The sequence below is a fragment of the Rhodococcus sp. MH15 genome (genome assembly GCF_019266045.1).
Lineage (GTDB): Bacteria > Actinomycetota > Actinomycetes > Mycobacteriales > Mycobacteriaceae > Rhodococcus_F > Rhodococcus_F qingshengii.
Genome location: NZ_LPNP01000061.1, coordinates 467,813 through 484,096 on the forward strand (window position 1 = coordinate 467,813; position 16,284 = coordinate 484,096).

The window sequence follows — 16,284 nt, forward strand, 5'->3', positions numbered from 1 at the left end:
CGTAAGCCGTCTCGCCCGATTCGGAGTCATCAGAGCCCCAACTTCACCTTTTGTCGTGACAACCGGCACGCGAGCGACCGTTGTACTTGCTCTTCCCGTGAGGGGCTGTACCGTTCGATTCGGCGTGCAATCGCGCCATGAGGGTCCATGAACGGAGTAGGGCGTGTATGTCGTCATCATGGGGTGCGGTCGAGTGGGTTCTTCCCTCGCCGCGTCTCTGACCAGGATCGGACATGAGGTCGCCGTCATCGACCGCGATCAGAGTGCGTTTCTGCGTCTCGATCTCGACTTCCCGGGAACCAAGGTTCTGGGAATGGGGTTCGACCGTGACGTGCTGGTCCGGGCGGGAATCGAGCGGGCCGACGCCTTTGCCGCGGTGTCCTCGGGAGACAATTCCAACATCATCGCAGCGCGAGTCGCACGCGAGACTTTCGGCGTCGAACGCGTCGTCGCACGTATTTACGACGCCAAGCGTGCCGCCGTTTACGAGCGACTCGGCATTCCCACGGTCGCCACCGTGCCGTGGTCGACGGATCGTTTCCTGCACACGTTGACCAAGGAAAGTCAGACTGCGAAGTGGCGCGATCCTTCGGGCACTGTCGCCATCACCGAACTTGCCCTGCACGAGGATTGGGCGGGCAAGCCGATCGCGCTCCTCGAGGGCGCGACCAGTTCGAGAGTCGCCTTCATCATCCGCTTCGGGACCGGCATTCTCCCCGACCGCAAGACTGTCATCCAGGCCGACGATCAGGTCTACATCGCCGCCGTGTCGGGAACCGTCGCCGAAGCTGTCGCACTGGCCGGCAACCCGCCGCCGAGCGACGACTGAGGGAGGCCGCAGATGACTGATCCGTACGCCGCCCCCCACAACAAGACTGCGACTGTGTTGCACTACAACGTGATTGGAAGTTCTCGATGAAGGTCGCCATCGCCGGAGCCGGCGCCGTAGGCCGTTCCATTGCGCGAGAGCTGATTCGAAGCTCACATGACGTCATGCTGATCGAACGCAAACTCGATCACATCGAACCGGAGTCGGTGCCCGAGGCGAAGTGGGTGCACGCGGACGCCTGCGAACTCAGCAGACTCGAGGACGCGTCGATGGAGTCGTACGAGGTCGTGATTGCCGCGACCGGAGACGACAAGGCAAACCTGGTCCTCAGTCTGCTCGCGAAAACCGAGTTCGGTGTTCGCCGAGTTGTCGCCCGCGTCAACGATCCCCGCAACGAGTGGCTCTTCGACGAGTCCTGGGGCGTGGACGTCGCCGTCTCGACACCGCGGATGCTCGCTTCGCTCGTCGAAGAGGCCGTCTCGGTCGGTGACCTGGTCAAACTGATGACATTGCGGCAGGGACAGGCCAACCTCGTCGAGATCACGTTGCCCGACAACACACCTCTTGCCGGAAAAGCCGTCAAGAAACTCGAACTTCCGCGAGACTGCGCACTGGTCACCATCCTGCGTGGCGGACGCGTGATCGTCCCGCAGATGGACGATCCCATCGAAGGCGGGGACGAACTGCTCTTCGTTGCGGCCGTCGACGCCGAGGATCAGTTGCGCGTTGCACTCCGCCTGGAGAATTGACCGACGAACACACTGACGACGAAAGGGAATCACATGGCACAAGCGCCCGAAAACACCGTAGTCACCGACAATCCGGCCCAGAGCCGGTACGAGATCCATGCCGACGGCGACCTCGCCGGGATCGAGGACTACACCACCTCCGGTGACGTCGTCTCGTTCAACCACACCGAGATCTACCCCGCCTTCGAAGGTTTCGGATTGGCCGGGATTCTCGTCCGCCAGGCTCTGGACGACCTACGAGCACGCGGCCTCAAGGTTCATCCGGTGTGCCCGTACGTCGTGAAGTTCCTCGACAAGCACCCCGAGTACCAGGACCTGATCAGCTGAGATCTCGGTCTTCGCGCGGCTTCGTCAGATTCACCGAGCCCACCTCTTCGGACCCTGCGTCCGTGGCGGTGGGCTCGCTGCTTTCGGGCTCCACAACCGGTTCAGGCTCGACGATGCGATCGGCCTTACGCACAGCCCAGACCGTCACGAGCAGCACCAAACCGGTCAACGGCCAACCCATGCCGATACGCGCGACTGCGAGCCATCCGGTGTGGTCGGTGTCGTAGAGCTGTGACTGAACGAGATACCGCGCACCGAAGACCAACGCCCACGCTGCCGTCGCGACGTCGTAGAGCCGGACGGCGGAGCTGTGCTTGCGCCAGAGATTGCCGTGCCCGTTGAGATAGCCCCAGATGATTCCGACGAGGGGCCAGCGTACGAGGATCGAAATCAGGAAGACCGCACCGTAGGCGAGGCTCGTGTAGATACCGAAGAGGAAATATCCTTTGGCGTCGCCGGTGCGGTAGGCGATGAATGCGGAAACTCCGACTCCGAGAAAACCGGAAATAGCGGGTTGGAGGGAATCCTTGCGGAAGAGGCGCCAGGCCGCGATAGCGACAGCGACGCCCAATGCGGCCCAGATTGCCGCGGTGAGATTCCAGATGCTGTTGACCGGGACAAAAATCAGAATCGGCAAAGACGAATAGATCAGACCACTCAGCCCGCCGAGTTGGTCGATTACCGATCGCTGTTGTGTTTCAGTCACCTGTCGAGGGTGCCACAGTCACCGAGTTGCACGGTAAATGCGGGAAACGCGCCTATTCGCCGCGCAGTTCGTAGTAAGGGTTGAAGATCGCCTTGCGACCGTCACGCTCGCCCACACGACCGCGGATCAGCAGGGTCTTACCGGTCTCGATTCCCGGGATCCGGCGACGCCCGATCCAGACGAGATTGATCACCTCGGTGCCATCGAAGAACTCGGCCTCGATACTGGCATTTCCCGACTTGGGACACGCGTCGACGCTGCGGAGTCGGCCCACCATCGTGACTTCTTCACCGCGACGACAATCGCATGCCTTCTGACCTCCGGAAGCCTTGTTGGACTCGGCCATCTCCTGGGCGTCCAACTGGTCGACGTCCTCGGTCAGACGCTGGGTCAGTCGACGAAAATATCCTGCGGCGGCGGGTGCCATTGCGCGCTCCTGCGAACATGTGTGACGCAAGGGTTTCGCGTCACGTGAAGGGCTGTGTGATCGCCACTGTAGACCCATTACGAGCGTGTAACCACACCGGTCAGTCCGCGTCTCGGGGGCACCGGGCAAGATCAAGAGATGCAGAACTCTGAATCGGCGACCGTTGCCGTCGTTCTCCCAGGTACAGGCTCTGACGCCCACTTCGCGGACCGCGCATTCCGGGCGCCGCTGGAGGCTCTGGGTGTGCGCATCATCGCAATTGAACCGGACCCTCGGCGTGTCGTGGACGGCTATCTGGACGCGATGGACAGAGCCGCGGACACGCACGGCCGAATCATCGTCGGAGGGGTCTCGATCGGAGCGGCCGTTGCACTCCAGTGGGCCGCCGACAATCCCGATCGAACGGTGAGTGTGTTGGCAGCGCTTCCGGCCTGGACGGGCTCGGCCGACGACGCCCCCGCAGCAGCGAGCGCGCGGTTCACCGCCGGGCAACTGCGCTCCGAAGGCTTGGAGTCGGTGATCGCTGCGATGCTCGCGTCGAGTCCGGCGTGGCTCGGAGCCGAACTCGAGCGCTCCTGGCGCTCTCAGTGGCCCGATCTCCCGGCTGCGCTCGACGAGGCGGCGTCGTACCACTCACTCGGCGAGAGCGCGCTACGGGCGGTGGGCGTTCCGGTCGGCATTGCGTCGGCGGTGGACGATCCGGTTCATCCCGCGTCAGTGGCGCAGGCCTGGGCGGCTTCACTCCCCCGCGGCGCAGTCGCCACGACGACGCTCGACATGATCGGGCGCGACCCCGCGGTTCTCGGGTCCACCTGCATCAAAGCGCTCGCGGCGATCGAATCCGATACCACCGCGAGCGCCTGAAGAAAATTCTGTTACTGACCCAATTGCTGCATGGCAGAACCGGATTCGCCGCTACGAGGCGGCGGGGTCGGCCGTGCTGGAGGTGCCGGCGGAGCGGGCGGTGCTGACTGCTGTTGCTGCTGGGCGGCGACCTGTTGCTGCTGCGCTGCCGCCAACTGCTGCTCGTGTGCGGCCGCCAACTGCTCGGCGAGCACCTGCGGGAGCACCACGGGCAGCGGTGTCCGCACCGGATGCGGCTCTGATCCTCGGTTGACGACGGTGTCACGCAAGATGTCCCGTGCGATTGCCACCAGAGGAGCGTTCGCGGCGGTGGATCCACTCGGACCCGCGACCACGCAGCGCACCATCCACCGGGGACCGTCGACGCCGATGAACCGCAGGTCCATGTTGGCCGTCACAGCAGCCAGTTCACGGCCCCACGGGCCGTTCTCGACGCTCACCGCGGAATTGTCGTCGCGAAGCGACTGCGCGAGCTCGGCAACGACCTCACGCCACTGACCGGGCGATTTCGGGGCGGCGTAGGCAGCAACCGTGATGCGGCCGTGCTCGGTGACCAGGTGCACGGCCTGCGGCGAACCGTTGGGCGCCATCTCGACCTGCAACTGCCCGCCGGTCGGCATCGGCACCAGAACGGAACCGAGATCAAGACGCTGACCGTCACGGCCTGCCGTCGGATCGTCGGAATCGATCTCCGAGATGTCGTAAGGGCCTTCCGATTCGTCACCGAACTCGTCGCCGGTGACTTCGAGATCGTCTTCGACCTCGTCGATCTCCACCGACTCGTCGTTCTCGTCACCGAAGAAGCTGGTGGTTTCCTCGTCGACGTCTGTCTTCTTCTTGCGTCCGAACATGATTCAGACTCCCTCTCCGACTACCGCGCCAGGCGCATCGGTATCGAGTATCGCGTGCCCGCCGCTGGAACCGTAGCCTCCGGTTCCTCTGGTCGTGTCGTCCAGCGATTCGACTTCCTCGAAAACCGGAAGTTCGACTCGTTGAACCACGAGCTGAGCGATTCGGTCACCGCGGCGGATGTCGATGGCTGTGGCCGGATCGAGATTGATCAAGCAGACCTTGAGTTCGCCCCGGTATCCCGCGTCCACGGTTCCGGGCGCATTCACGATCGACAGTCCCGATTTGGCGGCGAGTCCGGAACGCGGATGGATCAACCCGACGGTGCCCACCGGCAAAGCGATCGCGATCCCCGTTCCGACCAGTGTTCGGTGGCCGGGCTCGATGGTGACGTCGCTGGTGGAGCACAGATCCACACCCGCATCTCCGGGATGCGCACGCTGTGGAACGGGCAGGTCTGGATCCAGTCGCTTCAAGGCGATGGAGAGATGGTCGCTCACGTGGGCCAAGACTACTCGTAGCGACGGACTATCCTTGACAGGTGCCCGAAACATCTCGACCTGACGTCGCCACCACAACGCCCCCGTCCACGACGCTGTACTCCGAGCGCCTGTGGGTGCCGATCTGGTGGTGGATCGCCGGGCTGGCCGTAGCCGGACTCCTCGCGGCCGAGGTCCACATGGGCCGCCCGGGGCTTCTCTCGTACCTGGCGTACGTCGTACTACTCCCGATCCCGATCTGGGCGGCATTCTGGCTCAGCCGGATGCGCGTCGAGGTGGTGGAGACAGCAGGGGTGAAGGAATTGCATGTGGGTAGAGCCCACCTGCCGGTCGAATTGATTTCACGGGCGGCAGCAGTGCCGGCGTCCGCGAAGAGTGCTGCGATGGGGCGCCAACTCGATCCGTCGGCGTTCGTCCAGCATCGCCCATGGGTAAAGACAATGGTGTTGATCGTGCTCGACGACCCGGAGGATCCCACGCCGTACTGGTTGGTGAGCACACGTCGTCCCGCTGATCTGCTGGCTGCGCTGGATCTCTGACCAGCGCGGTCACAGCAAAGCAGTACTTCCCGACCCTTGGTCGACCCTCGCGCTGACGGGTCGACCACCGGGAAGGGAGATCAGGCAGCGCAGTCCATGCATACGAGCTGTCCGTTGGCATCACTGGCCAGGCGGCTGCGGTGATGAACCAGGAAGCAGCTCGAACACGTGAACTCGTCTGCCTGCTTCGGAACAACTCGAACCGAGAGTTCCTCGCCGGAAAGGTCGGCACCCGGCAGCTCGAAGGACTCCGCGGTGTCCGTCTCGTCGATGTCGACGACGGCTGACTGCGCTTCGTTGCGTCGCGCCTTCAGCTCCTCGAGCGAGTCCTCCGAAACCTCGTCGGACTCTGTACGCCTCGGTGCGTCGTAGTCAGTTGCCATCTCGTCTACCCCATCCTCTTCGTGTATCCCGGTCCCGTGTGCGCCGAGAATCCGGTAGATCCTTGATGCGCATGGAAACCGCCGTGGCATCCAGATCATTCCCTGTCGCTGCATAACGCTGCAGGACTGGAATTAGTGCCCGGAAGTTCCTTCCGAGAACGTGATCTGCGCCTCATTTGGTTGTCATTTCGGCGTCCGGCCGATGCCCAGTTGAACGACCTGGGCCGCCAGACAGTAGCCGACGTGAGCACGAAAGTAGTAACCGAATCGGAAATTTCCGAAAAATGACTGCGAATTGTCACCAAGGCAAGAGCAAGCTGTGACCTTTCCACGATGTTTTCGGGCCGAATCCGGGTAGAAACAGGCCGGTAATCGGCCAACTGCCGTTTCGCAATCGACAAGGACTCGACGCGTCGAGCCTCGCTTCGGCTGTCTCGTCACACAGGCCCTCTAAGGTAGGCACCGAACGTCATGCCGGCGCCGCTCGGCCCGATGGCGAAGTAGAAGTTTCGTCAAGAAAGTCGAGGGATACCGTGGTTTCTCTGATCACCGAAGGCAGCTCTACCGATGACCAGGGACGTCCGTTCCGCCGTCGGCGCGCGTGGCCGGTGATCGCCGTGTTCGCGGTACTCGCATTGATCGGCAGTGTCTTGTGGGTCCGCATCCTGAGCGCCGAGGCGGAAGTCAGTGACACCGTCGCCTGCAACCTGCCGCAACCTTCGTCCGATCCTTCGGCAGCGGCGCCACTACCGCTGGGAACCGTCGTCGACCGCTCGAAGCTGCTCGACGTGGATCCCGCTCCCCTCGCCGCCACCAAGGTTCGTGTGTTCAACGCCAACGGTGAACACGGTCAGGCGGCCCAGGTGGCAGCGCAGCTGAGCGAGTTCGGCTTCTCCAGCGCGCCGGACGTCCAGGTCGGAAACGACCCCGTCTACGTCGACCAGAACATGGAGTGCCAGGGTCAGATCCGATTCGGAGCGAACGGCCTCGCCGCCGCCAGTTCCGTCTGGCTGGTCGCCCCCTGCGCCGAACTGGTCCAGGACGGCCGCGGCGACGACACCGTCGACCTGGCTCTCGGCACGTACAACAAGGGCGCCCTGACCCCCAACACCGACGCCACCGCGATCTTGCATGCTCTGGCCGAGCAGCCCGCAAACGCCGAAGTCGCCCCCATGGACATCGCACTGCTCAAAGCAGCGCGCACGGCGCGCTGCTGACAAGCCTCAGCTCGGAATCGGCTGATCTGCGCCGGTAGCTCCGAGCATGTGCGCGAACTGCTCGGCGATCGCCGGAGCGACTGCGTAAACGACATCGCCGTCGGCCGACGTGGAATTGGGCGCCGGGACGTTGATCACGGCGCCCGCTTCGGAAGCGATCAAGGAGCCGGCTGCCCAGTCCCACGGACTCAGTCCGTGTTCGAAGTGAGCGTCGACCCGGCCGGTGGCAACCATGCACAGATCCAACGCAGCCGAACCGATGCGTCGGATGTCGCGGACCTGCGGCAGGATCTGCCCGATCAACGTGCCCTGCACCTTCCGGCGATCCGCTCCGTAACCGAAGCCGGTGGCCAACAGCGCCATTGACAGCTCGGTCACCTCATTGGCTTGCAGGTCGCTGACGACGCCGTCGGCCGTGGTCATGGTTGCACCGCCGCCCCGATGCGCGGCGTACGTGGTTTCCAACGACACGTCGACGACAGCCCCGGCTACCGAGAACCCGTCGATCTGTACGGCCACCGAGATGGCGAACGCGGGGATTCCGTAGAGAAAATTCACCGTGCCGTCGATGGGATCGACAACCCATCGAACTCCCGCGGAATCGTCGGTGTCTCCGCCACCTTCCTCACCCAGGATCGAATCTGCAGGGCGCAATTGCGCCAGAAGGTCGCGAATCACTTGTTCGGTTTCGGTATCGACCACCGTGACGGGATCGGTGGGCGTGCTCTTCGCCGCAACCGAACCACCCTCGGCGGCACCGGAACCCACCAGGCCGAATACCTCGGGCCGACGCAAGCGGACGTGTTCGGCTGCGCGTTCGGCGACGGCTACGGCTACTTCCCGCAACTGTGCGGGGTCCAGAGAATCGGCGGAAAAGTCGGGCATCGTTCTTTCTGAAGGGCGCACCGGACCATCGCAACACATCTCTACCGAGGGGCACCACTCGAACGTCTCGAGGTGGGCGGTTCGAGAGGACGCGCCCGGGTCCTTGTTCGGGTTAGTGTTTGCAACGGTAGATCGTGACCTCGAATTCGACACTCAGGAGCGCAGGACGATGACAACCACAGGTTTCGGGATCGACGTCGGCGGCAGCGGCGTCAAGGGCGGCACGATCGACCTGAGCACCGGGGAAATGATCGGTGACCGCATCAAGATCCTGACCCCGCAGCCGTCCACACCCGATGCGATCGCGGGCACTGTCGCCGAGATCGTCGAGCAGGCCAAGTGGACCGGTCCGGTCGGCATCACCTTGCCCGCTGTCGTGACCGGCGGCGTCGCGCGAAGCGCCGCGAACATCGACAAGTCCTGGATCGACACCGACGCGGCCGCTCTGTTCGGCAAGGCGCTGGGCGGGCGCGAGGTCACCGTCCTCAACGACGCCGACGCTGCCGGAATCGCCGAGGACTCGTTCGGAGCGGGCAAAGACACCTCCGGCGTCGTGATCTTGTTGACCTTCGGCACCGGAATCGGATCTGCCGTGCTGCACAACGGAGTTCTGTTGCCCAACACCGAGTTCGGTCACCTCGAGGTCGACGGCAAGGAAGCCGAGCACCGGGCGGCGTCGTCGGTGAAGGAGAAGAAGGACTGGAGCTACAAGGAGTGGGCCGTCGAGGTCTCGCGAGTTCTGACCACCTTCGAGAACCTGCTCTGGCCAGATCTCTTCATCGCCGGAGGCGGTATCAGCCGCAAGCACGAGAAGTGGATTCCGCATCTGACCAACCGCACCAAGGTCGTCCCCGCCACCCTTCTCAACACCGCCGGAATTGCCGGAGCTGCGCTCGCATCGGTCGGACTGACCAGGCCGGCCTCCGTCGCCGGATGAGAATACCCGCACGTGAAAAGCGGAAAATCTACCTGTTACGGCCCGCCGTGACGTAAGAGTTTCCTGAGAGTCGTTACAATGGTGAAGTCCGGCTGCGCGCCGGCCAACAACCATTGACCTCTCCGCCGGATCACCACTCTGGCGTGACGCCGCACGACACCGTCACGAAAGGGCGTACGTGGCAGCCACCGATACACGTCAGACTGCTGATTCTCCATCAGAGTCAGAGCCACAATCTCCAGCCGTGGAGGCGGCCACCGTCACCGCTCCGGCAGCCAAGAAGGCTCCGGCGAAAAAGGCCCCCGCCAAGAAGGCAGCAGCAAAGAAGGCTCCGGCCAAGAAAGCTCCGGCCAAGAAGGCAGCAGCTAAGAAGGCCAGCCCCAAGAAGGCCGGCGATCCTGACGCCGAAGACGGCGATGTCGAGTTGGAAGACATCGACATCACGGACGGCGACCTTGCCGAGGTCGAGTCCGATGTCGTCGAGGTCGTAGCAGTCGGCGAAGACGAAGAGACCGCTGCAGAGCCGTCCGAGAAGGACAAGGCTTCCGGCGACTTCGTCTGGGACGAGGAAGAGTCCGAGGCTCTCCGTCAGGCACGCAAGGATGCCGAACTGACGGCGTCCGCCGACTCGGTTCGCGCCTACCTCAAGCAGATCGGCAAGGTCGCACTCCTCAACGCCGAAGAGGAAGTCGAACTGGCCAAGCGCATCGAGGCCGGCCTCTACGCCGTGCAGATCATGCAGGACCTCGCTGACAAGGGCGAGAAGTTGCCTGCGGCTCAGCGACGCGACATGAGCTGGATCTGCCGCGACGGCAACCGCGCCAAGAACCACCTCCTCGAGGCCAACCTCCGCCTGGTCGTCTCGCTGGCCAAGCGCTACACGGGCCGCGGCATGGCGTTCCTGGACCTCATCCAGGAAGGCAACCTCGGTCTGATCCGTGCAGTCGAGAAGTTCGACTACACCAAGGGTTACAAGTTCTCGACCTACGCCACGTGGTGGATCCGTCAGGCCATCACCCGCGCAATGGCCGACCAGGCTCGCACCATCCGTATCCCGGTGCACATGGTCGAGGTCATCAACAAGCTCGGCCGTATCCAGCGTGAGCTGCTCCAGGACCTGGGCCGTGAGCCCACGCCGGAAGAGCTCGCCAAGGAAATGGACATCACGCCGGAGAAGGTGCTGGAAATCCAGCAGTACGCGCGTGAGCCGATCTCTCTCGACCAGACCATCGGCGACGAGGGCGACAGCCAGCTCGGTGACTTCATCGAGGACTCCGAAGCTGTTGTCGCAGTCGATGCCGTCTCGTTCACCTTGCTGCAGGATCAGCTGCAGTCGGTACTCGAGACGCTGTCCGAGCGCGAAGCCGGCGTGGTTCGCCTCCGCTTCGGTCTCACCGACGGTCAGCCGAGGACTTTAGACGAAATCGGACAGGTCTACGGCGTCACGCGTGAGCGTATCCGCCAGATCGAATCGAAGACGATGTCGAAGCTGCGCCACCCGTCGCGTTCGCAGGTTCTGCGCGACTACCTCGACTAGTCACACCAGCTATGCACACAAGAGCCGCTCTCCGGATCGCCGGAGAGCGGCTCTTGTGCGTTTGCCGCCTCAGACCAAGAGTGTGTCCCGGAGTTGTGCGACATCGTCCTCGCTCAACTGAAGGCCGTCCCGGACGTAGTTGTCGAAGTTGCCGTACACCCGATCCACCGTGGCGAAAGACGTGTCCAGCCAAGACTGTTCGACGCCGTCGATGAACGCGCTCCCCGTGCTGGGTCCGGTGAGGTACTGATTGCTGAGCATGTAATCGGCGTTCACGTCGGTGCGACTCACGCCGAGGACGGTCAGGAGAACTGCGGTCATCCAACCGGTACGGTCCTTGCCCGCCGAGCAGTGGTAGAGGACTGCACCGTCGGTGTTCGCGACGTTCACCAGCGCGTCGTGGAATGCGCGGCTCGCCCCCGGATCGGTCACCATCAACGCGTACATCGTCGGCATGTCCACCAGCGCCGGGAGGTTGGCGGGGTTGGTTCCGATGACGTCGAACCAGTTGCTTCGCGCCCCGTTCGGAAGGCGATCCTGCGAGAGCGTTCGTTCGACGACCGTACGGAAGTCGTCGACCGATTCCACTCCGCGTTCGCTCAACGACGCGAGATCCGACGGTGTCAGCTTGTCGAGGGCATTCGAGCGAAATACCTTCCCCCACCGAACGGTCTGCCCGTCCGCGGCGACGTAGCCACCGATGTCACGCGCGTTCGACGCACCCTCGAGGTGTAGCGATCGATCCGTGGCAACCTGCGCAGCTGTGGGTCCGGCGTGGTCGAGAGCGGGAATTCCACCGGCGAGCGCCGGGACCGGTGCACACGAGATGATCAGCGCACACAGAGCGGTCGCGGCGGGACGGGCGATTCTGTTCGACATCCGGACAGAATAGGACCGCAATCAGGACTTCGTACGAACCTTGATGTACAACGAGGCGACCGGTTCGATAACTCTTGCCGCCACCGGGCCGATGACCGCCATCAGGAGCACGTAAGCAGTTGCCAATGCGGCAAGTTCGGCGTCGACGGCGCCTGCGGACACCGCGAGGCCTGCGATGATGATGGAGAACTCACCGCGGGCGATCAGAGCGGCACCGGCGCGCGCCTGACCCATTCGCGCGACACCCTGACGTCTGGCCGCCCAAGCGCCGGTTACCAGCTTCGTGATCGCCGTGACCACTGCCAGGATCGCGGCCCATCCGAGGACTGGCGGAATGGAACTGGGATCGGTGTTGAGACCGAAGACCACGAAGAACATTGCGGCGAACAGATCTCGAAGGGGCTCGAGCACGCGACTGGCATTGTGCGCCGTCGACCCCGAGATCGCGATTCCGAGGAGGAATGCGCCCACAGCCGCCGACACCTGCATCGCCGAACTGATGCCGGCGACCAACAGTGCGGCACCGAGCAGCTTGAGCAGGAGCGTCTCACTATCGGGACTGTCGAGGAGGGCGGAGACGTACCGTCCGTATCGGAGGGCCACGACAAGAACCACGGTGATGACCAACAACGAGATCCCGACCGCTTCGAGCCCGCCCATGAAGCTCACGCCCGCGAGCATCGCGGTCAGAATCGGCAGGTACAGCGCCATCGCCAGGTCTTCGAACACCAGAATCGACAGCACGACCGGTGTCTCGCGGTTACCGAGGCGCCCCAGGTCGCTGAGCACCTTGGCGATGATTCCCGAAGACGAGATGTAGGTGACGCCGGCCATGACCGTCGCCCCCACGACGCCCCAGCCGAGCATCAAGCCGACAACCGCGCCAGGGGTGGCGTTGAGGACGATGTCGACGATGCCGGCTACCCGCGAGCGTTTGAGACCGGTGACGAGCTCGGCCGCAGTGTATTCGAGCCCCAAGAGCAGCAAGAGCAGGACGATCCCGATCTCACTTGCCAGATGGGAGAACTCGCCGATGTCGCCGAGCTGGATGAAACCGCCCTGTCCGAAGCACAGGCCGCCGATCAGGTAGAACGGGATCGGCGACATGCCGACGCGAGCAGCGAGCCGTCCGAGCAGTCCGAGCGCGAAGAAGACCGCGCCGAGTTCGATCAGTGCGAGGGTGGTTGTGTCCACGCGCCAGTCAGCCGTTGGCCAAGATTTTTGCCGCTGCAGCCAAACCGTCCGGCGTTCCGACTGCCACGAGAAGGTCTCCCCCGGTGAACGTGAAGTCGGGGTTCGGAGACGGGCTCACCTGTCCTGCCCGCATGACGGCGACGATGGACACTCCGGTACGCGTGCGCATGCCGGTGTCCCCGAGGGTCTGTCCGTCGTAGCGAGAACCGTCCTTGATGTAGAGCTGTTTGGTTCGAATGCCCGGAAGGTCACGGTGCTCTTCCTCGAGCTGAGCAACGAGCTGGGGGGCCCCCAGGAGATTGCTGAGCGCTGCCGCTTCCTCGGTGGTCAGAGGCAGCGAGGCAGCACACGCGTCAGGGTCGTCTGCCTTGGAAACGATGAGGTCGGTATGACCGTCCCGATGGGTGACGACACCCACGCGACGACCGGAAGACAGAACAAAATCCTTGCGCGTCCCGATCCCCGGTAGTGGGGTGACTTCTACGTTCATATACCAACGGTAGCGCCGATCGGTGACCTGCATCGCGGGAGGGCCGTAATCCGCGGGGCACAGTTCACGACCGGCCAACCGGCGACCTACCGAACCGGCGAAAACACGCCGTTCTCGCCCGGAAAATACTCGACGACAGCGGTGACGGCTGCGACGGGAATCGGGGCGTACAGATGCGGGAATCGCATCGATTCCGGGTCCGAGGGGACACCCGGTTCGTACTTGACCTGACCGACGAGCAAGGCCGGATCGATAGCCAGAAGGACTATGTCGTCACGGCCGGCAAAGATCCGATTGGCCGGGAGATGAACTTGCGCCGGAGTCGACATGTGGACAAATCCCTCCGCCTCGAATCCGTCGGGGATACGTTCACCGAGCTGTTGTGCCCGCGCCCACTCCTCGCGCGTGCACATGTGGAGCAACTCGACGCTCTCGTCGACAAGTGGTTCGCGTCCCGGGTTCATCCGCCCAGAATATCGGGCTGAGGTCGGCGACCCGAATCAGCTGTCAGCGAACAATCTTCACCCGAGAATGCCTGCCCAGCGCATTTCCAGTGAGACACAACACTAAGAAACGCCTTCGGGAACAACCCGTAAACCCCAAACGTCTGTAAGAGTGGATCTACCGCGCCATTCCGACGCGGCGGACCAGGCCCCAGGCACGCGGCCCGAATGCCGCAAAGCCAGTACGGAGGAGTCATGCCCGGAACACTGACCAGCCCACAGTTGACCGCTGCCGACCGGTGCGACCGGTGCGGTGCCGGAGCACGCGTACGCGCCGTGCTTCCCACCGGCGGCGAGCTTCTCTTCTGCGGACACCACGCAACCGAACACGCGGATCGACTTCGCGAGATGAATGCCGTCGTCTCCGAAAGCGAACCCGCAATCTGACCTGTCAGCCGGGGGTGGCCTCTTCACGAGGCGCGCCATGAACGCCAGAACGGGCGATCACAGTCACTGTGATCGCCCGTTCTGCCGTTCCGGGGTCGCAAGCACGCGAAGCGTGCGGGACCGGTATCGGCTGCTACCAGCTGCGGAGAATCGCGATGCGTTCGGTCAGCTGATCGACAGTAGCGATGGCCGTCGGCGGACCGCCGCACACCCGGCGCAGTTCTGCGTGAATGATGCCGTGCGGCTTACCGGTGCGGTGGACGTTCATCGCCACCAACCCGTTCAGCTCCTTGCGGAGCGCACCGAGCTGATCTGCCGTGGCCGCTCGATCGGATACCACTGCCGCCGTGGGTTGCGGGGCGGCAGCCTTGGCCGAGTTGGCCTCGACCTGTGTCTGCTGGCGTTGACGCAGCAACGCCCGCATCTGATCGGCGTCGAGTAGACCTGGCAGACCGAGGTAGTCGGCTTCCTCGTCACTTCCGGCGAATGTCGCGGTACCGAAGGACGATCCGTCGTAGATCACCTGGTCGAGTTCGGCATCGGCGCCCAGGGACGTGAACGCCTTCTCCTCCTCGCCCAGCTCGTCCTTCTGCTTGTTCGCATCGGCGAGCAGGTCGTCTTCGAGGCCGTCCTTCTCACGATGCGGCTTGCCGAGTACGTGATCACGCTGGGCCTCGAGCTGTGCGGCAAGGTCGAGAAGCACCGGCACCGACGGCAGGAAGACGCTGGCAGTTTCGCCCTTACGACGCGAGCGCACGAAGCGCCCGATCGCCTGAGCGAAGTACAGCGGAGTCGACGCGCTGGTCGCGTACACACCGACCGCCAGACGGGGAACGTCGACACCCTCGGACACCATGCGGACCGCGACCATCCATTTCTGGTCGCTCGCACCGAATTCGGCGATTCGCTTGGACGCGGTGGGGTCATCGGACAGCACGACAGCCGGCTGTTCGCCGGTGATCGCTGTCAGGGCCTTCGCGTACTCGCGGGCCACTGTCTGGTCCGTCGCGATGACAAGTCCGCCGGCATCGGGCATACCGGTACTGCGCAGCTGCGCCAAACGGGTGTCTGCTGCTTGCAGCACGGCAGGAATCCAGTCGCCGGCAGGGTCCAAGGCAGTTCGCCAGGCCCGAGTCGTCTGCTCGGCGCTCAGCGGCTCGCCGAGTCGAGCGGTGAATTCCTCGCCGGCGTTGTTTCGCCACCGTGCCTCGCCCGAGTAGGCGAGAAACACGACGGGGCGAACCACGCCGTCCTTGAGGGCATCCGAATATCCGTAGGAGTGGTCGGCTTTCGAGCGGAGCAGACCTTCCTTGTCCGGCTCGTACTCGACAAAAGGAATGGCACTGTCGTCACTGCGGAACGGGGTTCCGGTCAGTGCGAGACGCCTGGTCGCGTCGCCGAAAGCTTCACGAATGGCGTCGCCCCAGCTCTTGGCGTCGCCGCCGTGGTGGATCTCGTCGAGGATGACCAGCGTCTTGCGGCCCTCGGTCCGCACACGATGCTTCGACGGGTGCGAGGCAACCTGGGCGTAGGTCAGCACGACGCCGTGATAGTCACTCGAGGTCTGGCCGGTCGAGTTGGAGAACCGCGAGTCCAATGCGAGGCCGGAGCGCTGTGCGGACTCCGCCCACTGGTGTTTGAGGTGCTCGGTCGGCGCCACGACGGTTATCTGGTCGACCGTCCGGTCACGGAGCAATTCCGAAGCTACCCGCAGAGCGAAGGTGGTCTTACCTGCTCCCGGCGTTGCGACCGCCAGAAAGTCACGCGGACTGCTGGAAAGGTATTTGGTCAGTGCACGGCGCTGCCATGCACGAAGGGAACCGGTAGGGGCGCCAGGTTGGGTTCCCGCGGATTGAGCTCCGGCGGGTTCGGGCGAATTGCCGAACTCGGCTGCCACGGTCTCAGACGTCATAGGCCGCGCCTCCACTGGAATCGCACTGTTGTCTCGCGCTCCTCGAATTTTCATCAATGTCCGGCGACGAGCCTAGCCGCCGCCACCGACGAAAGCCGCACTCGAAGCGCGTACTCATGGCCGTTCTCACTCCGGCCGGCGAGGTTTCGCTTCTCTCGCGTCCTGCCGAC

The 16,284-nt window shown here is 63.8% G+C and carries 20 protein-coding genes; 9 read left to right on the top strand and 11 right to left on the bottom strand.

What is annotated here, in order from left to right; translation table 11 throughout:
* Nucleotides 1-163: 163 nt before the first annotated feature.
* From ATN37_RS10105 to ATN37_RS10115, 3 genes are all read left to right on the top strand, one after another.
* Nucleotides 164-829: a TrkA family potassium uptake protein gene (locus ATN37_RS10105; protein WP_003942587.1), complete on the top strand. Its 666-nt coding sequence runs from the start codon at nucleotides 164-166 to the stop codon at nucleotides 827-829.
* 86 nt (nucleotides 830-915) lie between these two features.
* On the top strand, nucleotides 916-1,578 hold the full coding sequence (locus ATN37_RS10110) for a TrkA family potassium uptake protein (protein ID WP_003942632.1): 663 nt from the start codon (nucleotides 916-918) through the stop codon (nucleotides 1,576-1,578).
* Nucleotides 1,579-1,611: 33 nt separating this feature from the next.
* Nucleotides 1,612-1,905, top strand: coding sequence for a GNAT family N-acetyltransferase (locus ATN37_RS10115; RefSeq protein ID WP_007732853.1), 294 nt, complete (start codon nucleotides 1,612-1,614; stop codon nucleotides 1,903-1,905).
* Here the strand turns inward: ATN37_RS10115 and ATN37_RS10120 are convergent.
* Together ATN37_RS10120 and ATN37_RS10125 are read right to left on the bottom strand one after the other, a co-directional pair.
* Complete coding sequence (locus ATN37_RS10120; RefSeq protein ID WP_003942611.1) at nucleotides 1,898-2,611, bottom strand: DUF3159 domain-containing protein; 714 nt, start codon at nucleotides 2,609-2,611, stop codon at nucleotides 1,898-1,900. The genes ATN37_RS10115 and ATN37_RS10120 overlap by 8 nt on opposite strands.
* 52 nt (nucleotides 2,612-2,663) lie before the next feature.
* The gene (locus ATN37_RS10125; protein ID WP_003942613.1) at nucleotides 2,664-3,038 is read right to left on the bottom strand and encodes an OB-fold nucleic acid binding domain-containing protein; all 375 of its coding nucleotides are present in this window, start codon (nucleotides 3,036-3,038) and stop codon (nucleotides 2,664-2,666) included.
* 138 nt (nucleotides 3,039-3,176) lie between these two features.
* On the opposite strand from ATN37_RS10125, the gene ATN37_RS10130 reads away from it, so the two are divergent.
* On the top strand, nucleotides 3,177-3,902 hold the full coding sequence (locus tag ATN37_RS10130) for an alpha/beta fold hydrolase (RefSeq protein ID WP_065352419.1): 726 nt from the start codon (nucleotides 3,177-3,179) through the stop codon (nucleotides 3,900-3,902).
* Between the two features lie 11 nt (nucleotides 3,903-3,913).
* Here ATN37_RS10130 and ATN37_RS10135 read toward each other — a convergent pair whose 3' ends face one another.
* Nucleotides 3,914-4,753 (bottom strand): DUF3710 domain-containing protein, encoded by an 840-nt coding sequence (locus tag ATN37_RS10135; protein WP_003942585.1) that lies wholly within the window; start codon nucleotides 4,751-4,753, stop codon nucleotides 3,914-3,916.
* A gap of 3 nt (nucleotides 4,754-4,756) precedes the next feature.
* Entirely contained in the window at nucleotides 4,757-5,251 is a 495-nt protein-coding gene (gene dut, locus ATN37_RS10140) for a dUTP diphosphatase (RefSeq protein WP_003942635.1), read from the bottom strand.
* Nucleotides 5,252-5,292: 41 nt separating this feature from the next.
* Between dut and ATN37_RS10145 the strand changes: the two genes are divergently transcribed.
* A complete protein-coding gene (locus ATN37_RS10145; protein ID WP_003942596.1) occupies nucleotides 5,293-5,790 on the top strand; it encodes a DUF3093 domain-containing protein in 498 nt (165 codons plus the stop codon).
* An 80-nt stretch (nucleotides 5,791-5,870) separates the two neighbouring features.
* Here the strand turns inward: ATN37_RS10145 and ATN37_RS10150 are convergent, their stop codons facing one another.
* On the bottom strand, nucleotides 5,871-6,173 hold the full coding sequence (locus ATN37_RS10150; RefSeq protein WP_003942593.1) for a DUF4193 domain-containing protein: 303 nt from the start codon (nucleotides 6,171-6,173) through the stop codon (nucleotides 5,871-5,873).
* Nucleotides 6,174-6,706: 533 nt separating this feature from the next.
* On the opposite strand from ATN37_RS10150, the gene cei reads away from it, so the two are divergent.
* Nucleotides 6,707-7,390, top strand: a complete 684-nt coding sequence (gene cei / locus ATN37_RS10155; RefSeq protein WP_003942618.1) for an envelope integrity protein Cei — start codon at nucleotides 6,707-6,709, stop codon at nucleotides 7,388-7,390.
* 6 nt (nucleotides 7,391-7,396) lie between these two features.
* Here cei and ATN37_RS10160 read toward each other — a convergent pair whose 3' ends face one another.
* The gene (locus ATN37_RS10160) at nucleotides 7,397-8,275 is read right to left on the bottom strand and encodes an inositol monophosphatase family protein (protein ID WP_042449947.1); all 879 of its coding nucleotides are present in this window, start codon (nucleotides 8,273-8,275) and stop codon (nucleotides 7,397-7,399) included.
* Nucleotides 8,276-8,444: 169 nt separating this feature from the next.
* Between ATN37_RS10160 and ppgK the strand changes: the two genes are divergently transcribed.
* Together ppgK and ATN37_RS10170 are read left to right on the top strand one after the other, a co-directional pair.
* Nucleotides 8,445-9,212, top strand: coding sequence for a polyphosphate--glucose phosphotransferase (ppgK, locus tag ATN37_RS10165; RefSeq protein WP_042449945.1), 768 nt, complete (start codon nucleotides 8,445-8,447; stop codon nucleotides 9,210-9,212).
* A gap of 112 nt (nucleotides 9,213-9,324) precedes the next feature.
* A complete protein-coding gene (locus ATN37_RS10170; RefSeq protein WP_370333980.1) occupies nucleotides 9,325-10,749 on the top strand; it encodes an RNA polymerase sigma factor in 1,425 nt (474 codons plus the stop codon).
* Nucleotides 10,750-10,818: 69 nt separating this feature from the next.
* Here ATN37_RS10170 and ATN37_RS10175 read toward each other — a convergent pair whose 3' ends face one another.
* The 4 genes from ATN37_RS10175 to ATN37_RS10190 all read right to left on the bottom strand — a co-directional run bounded on the left by ATN37_RS10175 (nucleotide 10,819) and on the right by ATN37_RS10190 (nucleotide 13,776).
* Nucleotides 10,819-11,628, bottom strand: coding sequence for a tyrosine-protein phosphatase (locus ATN37_RS10175; protein ID WP_047269342.1), 810 nt, complete (start codon nucleotides 11,626-11,628; stop codon nucleotides 10,819-10,821).
* Nucleotides 11,629-11,649: 21 nt separating this feature from the next.
* The gene (locus ATN37_RS10180; RefSeq protein WP_003942634.1) at nucleotides 11,650-12,822 is read right to left on the bottom strand and encodes a cation:proton antiporter; all 1,173 of its coding nucleotides are present in this window, start codon (nucleotides 12,820-12,822) and stop codon (nucleotides 11,650-11,652) included.
* A gap of 7 nt (nucleotides 12,823-12,829) precedes the next feature.
* Complete coding sequence (locus ATN37_RS10185) at nucleotides 12,830-13,312, bottom strand: cation:proton antiporter regulatory subunit (protein WP_021344116.1); 483 nt, start codon at nucleotides 13,310-13,312, stop codon at nucleotides 12,830-12,832.
* Nucleotides 13,313-13,398: 86 nt separating this feature from the next.
* Nucleotides 13,399-13,776, bottom strand: coding sequence for a DUF952 domain-containing protein (locus ATN37_RS10190; protein WP_064112866.1), 378 nt, complete (start codon nucleotides 13,774-13,776; stop codon nucleotides 13,399-13,401).
* A 234-nt stretch (nucleotides 13,777-14,010) separates the two neighbouring features.
* Between ATN37_RS10190 and ATN37_RS10195 the strand changes: the two genes are divergently transcribed.
* Complete coding sequence (locus ATN37_RS10195) at nucleotides 14,011-14,202, top strand: hypothetical protein (protein WP_003942643.1); 192 nt, start codon at nucleotides 14,011-14,013, stop codon at nucleotides 14,200-14,202.
* Between the two features lie 133 nt (nucleotides 14,203-14,335).
* Here the strand turns inward: ATN37_RS10195 and ATN37_RS10200 are convergent, their stop codons facing one another.
* On the bottom strand, nucleotides 14,336-16,114 hold the full coding sequence (locus tag ATN37_RS10200) for a DEAD/DEAH box helicase (protein ID WP_020907558.1): 1,779 nt from the start codon (nucleotides 16,112-16,114) through the stop codon (nucleotides 14,336-14,338).
* Between the last annotated feature and the right edge of the window lie 170 nt (nucleotides 16,115-16,284).

What these genes read in the sequence shown, in the direction of transcription:
- ATN37_RS10110 (WP_003942632.1), top strand. Translation starts at nt 916, where the DNA reads ATGAAGGTCGCCATCGCCGGAGCCGGCGCCGTAGGCCGTTCCATTGCG.
- ATN37_RS10115 (WP_007732853.1), top strand. Translation starts at nt 1,612, where the DNA reads ATGGCACAAGCGCCCGAAAACACCGTAGTCACCGACAATCCGGCCCAG.
- ATN37_RS10125 (WP_003942613.1), bottom strand. Translation starts at nt 3,038, where the DNA reads ATGGCACCCGCCGCCGCAGGATATTTTCGTCGACTGACCCAGCGTCTG.
- ATN37_RS10130 (WP_065352419.1), top strand. Translation starts at nt 3,177, where the DNA reads ATGCAGAACTCTGAATCGGCGACCGTTGCCGTCGTTCTCCCAGGTACA.
- ATN37_RS10135 (WP_003942585.1), bottom strand. Translation starts at nt 4,753, where the DNA reads ATGTTCGGACGCAAGAAGAAGACAGACGTCGACGAGGAAACCACCAGC.
- ATN37_RS10150 (WP_003942593.1), bottom strand. Translation starts at nt 6,173, where the DNA reads ATGGCAACTGACTACGACGCACCGAGGCGTACAGAGTCCGACGAGGTT.
- ATN37_RS10160 (WP_042449947.1), bottom strand. Translation starts at nt 8,275, where the DNA reads ATGCCCGACTTTTCCGCCGATTCTCTGGACCCCGCACAGTTGCGGGAA.
- ppgK (WP_042449945.1), top strand. Translation starts at nt 8,445, where the DNA reads ATGACAACCACAGGTTTCGGGATCGACGTCGGCGGCAGCGGCGTCAAG.
- ATN37_RS10175 (WP_047269342.1), bottom strand. Translation starts at nt 11,628, where the DNA reads ATGTCGAACAGAATCGCCCGTCCCGCCGCGACCGCTCTGTGTGCGCTG.
- ATN37_RS10185 (WP_021344116.1), bottom strand. Translation starts at nt 13,312, where the DNA reads ATGAACGTAGAAGTCACCCCACTACCGGGGATCGGGACGCGCAAGGAT.
- ATN37_RS10190 (WP_064112866.1), bottom strand. Translation starts at nt 13,776, where the DNA reads ATGAACCCGGGACGCGAACCACTTGTCGACGAGAGCGTCGAGTTGCTC.
- ATN37_RS10195 (WP_003942643.1), top strand. Translation starts at nt 14,011, where the DNA reads ATGCCCGGAACACTGACCAGCCCACAGTTGACCGCTGCCGACCGGTGC.
- ATN37_RS10200 (WP_020907558.1), bottom strand. Translation starts at nt 16,114, where the DNA reads ATGACGTCTGAGACCGTGGCAGCCGAGTTCGGCAATTCGCCCGAACCC.